The organism is Polynucleobacter sp., from assembly GCF_040400325.1.
Taxonomy (GTDB): domain Bacteria; phylum Pseudomonadota; class Gammaproteobacteria; order Burkholderiales; family Burkholderiaceae; genus Polynucleobacter.
Window position 1 is genome coordinate 152,865 of record NZ_JBBAQK010000003.1, and the last position, 6,067, is coordinate 158,931.

The window sequence follows — 6,067 nt, forward strand, 5'->3', positions numbered from 1 at the left end:
GTTCATACTACCCGCGATGGACTGTTGTACCCGCAAATGATTGTTGGACTGGCATGATCTCTAATGCATTAATGTTCACATGAGCTGGTAAAGTGGCTGTCCAATAAATTGCTTCTGCTAAGTTATGCGGACTTAAGGCCTCAACACCCTGGTATACCTTCTCCACTCTAGCTGTATCGCCTTTAAAACGAACGTTCGAGTATTCGGTACCAGAACTGAGCCCCGGCTCGATACAGGTTACTCGGAGTGGCGTACCGATGAGATCAGCACGTAAATTCATACTGAATTGTTTTACAAAGGCTTTGCTCGCACCATACACATTGCTGCCAGCATAAGCGTAGAGACCTGCAACAGAACCGATGTTGATGACGTGCCCGCATTGACGCTCGACCATACCTGGCAAAAAAGCTCTTGTCATATGGATTAAACCTTTGACATTCGTATCGATCATTCGATCCCAATCACTAATCAGCGCTTTTTGAGCAGGATCTAAGCCCAGCGCAAGACCAGCGTTATTTACCAATATAGTGACTTGAGAAAATTCAACAGGCAGGGCAGCAGGTAAGAGCTCCACTTGGGCGCTATCACAAACATCGAGCACCAAAGTGAAGATATTTTTTTGCTGGTCAGCGGGAAGTGATGTCTTTAGTGCCTCTAAGCGCTCTGCTCTTCTACCAGCTGCAATGACCTTGTGGCCATGAGCCAAAAAACGGCGGGCAGCTGCCTCTCCAAATCCAGCGGTAGCTCCCGTAATCAAAACAATGTGTTTCATATTTCCTCTTCCAATCAGTAAAGACTCCAAAACAATTCATACTAGAGTCATTGTGCACTAGGAGGTACTAATGCCAAACCAAAATAGTGATTACCTACTATTAATAGATATGGCTTGATGAATCGCTAAGATTTTTTGAGCTTTATACAAAATAGGATAGTCAACAAACATGCCATCAACTTGAATGGCGGCTAACCCTTTCTTTTCAGCCTCAAGAAAGCTATCCACAATTTTCTTGGCACGTAAGACTTCATCTGCACTGGGGGTAAATACTTGATTTGTAATGCTCACTTGATCGGGATGAATACATAATCTCCCTTGAAAACCAAGATTTAAGCTTCTTACAACAGAGCTTTCAAGGCCTTCATGATCTTTGAGATGAATCCATACAGTATCAATGGGTGGTTCCAAATTAGCCGCTCTTGCAGTCACAATACATGCATTTCTAACGACATCCAACTCTCTCTCGCTCGAAGTCCATAGCATGCCGACATCATTGCAAAAATCACCAGCACCAAAAGTAAAACGCTTTACCCGCTGATATTGATTACTTGATCGATATCGATGCTCTAAAAATATCTTATTGAGATTTGAAAAACCTTTCGCAGTTTCAATAATTGGCAGTAAATCAATGCTACCAATATTCAAACCCTGTTCTCGCTCAAGATTAGCCAGTAACCAATCTACCATTTCTATTTCTTCCGGCCTTTGTACCTTAGGTAGCACGACTCCGTATAAACCAGGACCAACTACTGCCTGAAGGTCTCCCAGAGTCCATTGAGTATCAAGCGCATTGACTCTGACATAAATTTTAGATCGACTGGTGCTTTTGATTGCAGCAATCGCATCCATTCTAGCAACTACCTTCTCGCTATTAGCTACCGCATCCTCTAAATCAAGAATAACGGCATCTGCATCTAGACTAAGGGCTTTACTTACTCTTCTTGCATGATTTGCTGGAGTAAAAAGAAGAGTTCGAAACAAATTATTTTTAATACTTGTATTCATTTTTAGCCATTTATGGATATCTAATTAACTATATAACACCAGCTTGACGAAGCTCCTCAATTTCCTCAGGCTTAAATGCCAAAATGCTTGAAAGCAGAGAATCAACATCTGCCCCTAATTTTGGGCCTAAAGAATGAATCTTTCCAGGGGTTGCAGAAAGTCTTGGAACAACATTCGGCACTGCAATTACTTGATTATCTGAAATTCTAGGTTCTTTAATATAGGCTATGTTTTCACGTGCAGCAAATTGCTCATTTGTGAAAATTTCCTCAATTGAATTAATGGGGCCACAAGGCACCTCGCCCTCTGAACATAGTTTTAATAATTCTTCACGAGAATATTGCATAGTCCAGTCCGTAACAAATTGATCTATAACAAGGCGGTCTTTTTCTCGATCAACAATTTTTCCCCACTTACCATTTCCAGCAAGTTCAGGGCAGCCCATAATTACAGCCAACCTTAAAAATATCTTATCGTTAGTACAAGCAATTGCAATCCACTTACCATCTTTAGTTTGATAATGACTATGTGGAACAACATTCACTGTTCCAGCTCCCATACGCTCTCTTATATAGCCATTGAAATGATAGGCCGGTGCTAGCTCGTCTAATATTCGGAAAACAGACTCATATAGGCCGACATCAACCACCTGACCTTCTTGAGTTTTATCTCTTGCCTGCAGAGCGACCAAAGCCCCCAGAGCGCCATACATTCCAGACAAATAATCTGCCAAGGTCGCCGAACCTGGAGATACAGGAGGTCGGTCAGGGTATCCTGATAAATAAGAAATACCGCCAAAACCATTAGCGACCCTACCAAAACCAGGCAGCGGACTTAGTGGTCCAGTTTGCCCATAGGCTGAGATTCTCACCATTATCAACTTAGAATTGTGTTTTTTTAATTCCTCCCAACTAAGTCCCCACGATTCAAATGTACCTGGTTGAAAATTTTCAACCAGAACATCACTCTTTTCAACCAATTTTTTTAATAAATCAGCGCCCTCTTTTTTACGTAAATCAATCGTAATAGATTTTTTATTACGACTCTCAGAGAGCCAAATTAAAGAATCGCCACAGGATGTGGGTGTTCCAAATTTACGTGTAGGATCACCAACTTTAGGTAGTTCAACTTTAATAACCTCAGCCCCAAATTCGGCAAAAAAAGTTGCGCAATAAGGACCGGCAATAAAAGTTGCGCAATCCAAAACACGCAATCCCGAAAGTGCTTCGGGCTGTAAATTATTCATTTATTTTTTACCTATTCAAACTGGTACTGCATATTTTGGCTCGGGAAGTATAGTTGTTCTTTTCATTAGACGTTCTTGCTTGGGGTCAAATGGTTCACGTTTGTGCATAGTGCAGGCGTTATCCCATAAAAGCCCGTCACCCAACTGCCAAACATGCGAATAAACAAACTCTGGCTTAGTAGACCAATCAAAGAGCTCTTGCAATAAATTATCACTAGTCGACTTATCCAAACCAACAATTTGAGTAGTCATTCCGGGACAAATATATAGAGCCTTTTTTCCGGAATAGGGGTGAACTCTTACTAATGGGTGTTCTATATCAGGGGTTTTCTTTTTTTGCTCAGTGCTTGTGGGTACGCTGTAAAGAGCATTAAAAGCCTCATAAGATTGAACTGCTTTTTTTCCGTCAATAGCATTTTTCATCGATTGGGGCAAGGCTGCATAGGCAGCTGACATATCAGAAAATGATGTCTCACCACCAGAGCTTGGTAGCTTTACAGAAAACAGAAAGGATCCTACCGCCGGCCGTGGCAAATAAATTTGATCGTAATGCCAACCCACTTCAGAATCAGCCAAAATTCCAACTGGTTTTCCTTCTTTAGTCATATTTGAAACATAGAGGATCTCCGGAGACTTCTGAGATAAAAACTCTTTTCTAATATGAGTTTCCAGATCTCCAAGTTGCTTAGAGAATGAAACTATTTCATCCTCATCCATGGTTTGATTTCTAAACAACAAAAGCTCGTACTTATGCCAGAGTGATTTTAATTCAGCAATAGTCTGCGATTCGAGTGGTTGAGATAAATCTAATCCGCTCACTTCAGCACCAAAAGTCTTTTGCAATGGTCGTATCTGTAAACTCATCATCGTCTCCTAATAAACTTTCATTTGATTCATGGTATTAATGAAAGACTTTTGTTGTTCTAAATTTAAAAAGTCTTCTGTAAAATTTTTTGCTGCTGTGCGATTCAAGACACGCTCTACATTTGAGTAAAACTTTTCTAAAACCTCTTGCTTAGATAGTGGATTAGCGCTAGATCCTCGATTCATTTGCTCGCGATGAATCAGAGATTTCCCTGATTTCAATTGAATTTCTACCTCTCCAGAGTAAAACTCTGGAAATGCAGATTGAGGATCAATCTCATATTCAATTTTTTGACACAGTGCAAGAATTTGTGGATCAAAAATAGTATCGTTCTCGAGCTCATTGAGAGTAAATTTACCCTTTATCAAGCTTGTGGCAATCACAAAGTGAATAGAAAACTGTGCCTCATAAGAATTTCTTGGGATTCGTTTGCTAGCCTGAGGCTCACAAACTACTGGCATTTGTTTTTCGCTAATACGTGCTTTGATACTCTTGATATCCTCAATCCCAAATGCATTTTCTTGGCGAAGAGTAACTGCAGCATCTGCAAATGCATGGTTGTAATGACATGCAGGATAGGGTTTCAATGAAATGTTTTGCATCTCCCAAATCTGGCCAAGACCATTTGTGCATTTTTCTAGACTTGCTTGATTGCTCGAATCAATGTGGGTATTAAATAGCCCATAGCGGCCTTCAAAAGTGTTTCTTGGACCAATGAAACCATTTTTAGCCATGGCGCAAGCTGTTACCGCTGAGGATGCGGCCCATCCAGGATGCATACGCTTAGTCCAAGCTCCACCCTCTAAAAATTCCATGACCCCAGAAGCCATGGATAAAGAAATCCCCAATGCATTTGTTAGCTCACCTGCAGTAAGCTTCATGATCCGACCAACTAATACTGTCGCACCAAAAATACCAACCAAACCAGTTGGATGAAAGCCTTTTGCATGAAATCCACCATTTGCAGCTGATGCAATCCTGCTGGCTACCTCAATTGCAACAAGGTAAGCAACAAGCCCATCTTGCCCGTTGATGTTATATCGCTGTCCCACACTCAAAAGCGCAGCCATGGCACTTGATGAGGCATGAATAACGCCGGCTGCATGTGTATCGTCAAAATCCAGTCCATGAATATATGTTCCGTTAACTAGAATGGCGTCACGCATAGATAACTTATTTGGAACCCCTAGAACTTGATAATGCTGATCATTACTCTCTTGCAAAGACATTAATGCGTGTAAGATTTTTTTAGCAAAATCATAGTGGCTAGAAGCGATCCCAATACCAATGGCATCCAACATATGTAGCTTCGCTTGGGCACAAACCGATATAGGAATTTGTTCGAGTTTGAGATCAAGCGCAAACAAAGACAATTGCTCAGAAATCGTCTTTACACAACTTTCTTGTGAGGATTTATCCATCATTAGGGCCGAATTGAGCTGAGGGATTGATCGTAGTTCAAGCTAACTTGATAGGTATACTGATCTGCTCTATAAATACTGTTAGTGACTAGCAAAAGTTTATTTTGCATACCGTAATAATGTCTAACAATATTTAGTCCTGCTGAGCCAGACTTGACCCCCAAGTATTTTGACTGACTTTTAGATATCAGGCAGCCTGAAATGCGTTGGTCGACCTTGGTAATCTTAAAGCCAGTAATTTTTTCAAGTAAGGCATAAATTGGCGCCTTCAGACTACCTAAGTATGCTTCGATCCTACTATATACAAGCGGAACATAAATTTCACTTGTTACTAGGGGCAGTGCAGGTCTAATTTTCTGCCTTATAACCTTAACCTTCTTCCATGTAGCGCCAATTGGTAGAGCTAAGTCATCAAATTGATTTTCAGAAACACAAATTTCACTAGACTCCAAAACAATCAGCTTAGAATTTTTTATGTATGTAAAAAGATCGTTGATAGATCCATGACTTTGTACAAAACTACGCTCTTCATGCAAAGAAACAACGACAGACCCTGTTTTTGGCTTTCGTGAAATTAAGCCCATAGCAACTAATTCACGCAAAGATTCACGAACCGCATAACGAGATGCATTAAATTTTTGCTGCAATTCCTGTTCCGTGGGTAATACAGACCCGACAGGGTAATATTTTGTACGAATCTGATCGATCAAACAATTGGTGATTGGCTCATTAACTTTCACAAAATTCCTAATTAA

6 protein-coding genes are annotated in these 6,067 nt (G+C 40.6%); all 6 read right to left on the minus strand.

From position 1 onward, the window contains the following. Positions 1-7 precede the first annotated feature (7 nt). Positions 8-772: an SDR family NAD(P)-dependent oxidoreductase gene (locus ABWP14_RS04490; RefSeq protein ID WP_353201790.1), complete on the minus strand. Its 765-nt coding sequence runs from the start codon at positions 770-772 to the stop codon at positions 8-10. A gap of 90 nt (positions 773-862) precedes the next feature. Further along, positions 863-1,780: an HpcH/HpaI aldolase/citrate lyase family protein gene (locus ABWP14_RS04495; protein ID WP_353201791.1), complete on the minus strand. Its 918-nt coding sequence runs from the start codon at positions 1,778-1,780 to the stop codon at positions 863-865. A gap of 28 nt (positions 1,781-1,808) precedes the next feature. Then, complete coding sequence (locus ABWP14_RS04500; protein WP_353201792.1) at positions 1,809-3,026, minus strand: CaiB/BaiF CoA transferase family protein; 1,218 nt, start codon at positions 3,024-3,026, stop codon at positions 1,809-1,811. A gap of 15 nt (positions 3,027-3,041) precedes the next feature. Then, entirely contained in the window at positions 3,042-3,890 is an 849-nt protein-coding gene (locus tag ABWP14_RS04505; RefSeq protein ID WP_353201793.1) for a TauD/TfdA dioxygenase family protein, read from the minus strand. Between the two features lie 9 nt (positions 3,891-3,899). Further along, positions 3,900-5,315 carry an MmgE/PrpD family protein gene (locus tag ABWP14_RS04510; protein ID WP_353201794.1) on the minus strand — a complete coding sequence of 472 codons (1,416 nt, stop codon included), beginning with the start codon at positions 5,313-5,315 and terminating at the stop codon, positions 3,900-3,902. Next, the coding region (locus ABWP14_RS04515) for a GntR family transcriptional regulator (RefSeq protein WP_353201795.1) at positions 5,315-6,067 on the minus strand (753 nt) is incomplete at its 5' end. The genes ABWP14_RS04515 and ABWP14_RS04510, both read right to left, overlap by 1 nt.

What these genes read in the sequence shown, in the direction of transcription:
- ABWP14_RS04490 (WP_353201790.1), bottom strand. Translation starts at nt 772, where the DNA reads ATGAAACACATTGTTTTGATTACGGGAGCTACCGCTGGATTTGGAGAG.
- ABWP14_RS04495 (WP_353201791.1), bottom strand. Translation starts at nt 1,780, where the DNA reads ATGAATACAAGTATTAAAAATAATTTGTTTCGAACTCTTCTTTTTACT.
- ABWP14_RS04500 (WP_353201792.1), bottom strand. Translation starts at nt 3,026, where the DNA reads ATGAATAATTTACAGCCCGAAGCACTTTCGGGATTGCGTGTTTTGGAT.
- ABWP14_RS04505 (WP_353201793.1), bottom strand. Translation starts at nt 3,890, where the DNA reads ATGAGTTTACAGATACGACCATTGCAAAAGACTTTTGGTGCTGAAGTG.
- ABWP14_RS04510 (WP_353201794.1), bottom strand. Translation starts at nt 5,315, where the DNA reads ATGATGGATAAATCCTCACAAGAAAGTTGTGTAAAGACGATTTCTGAG.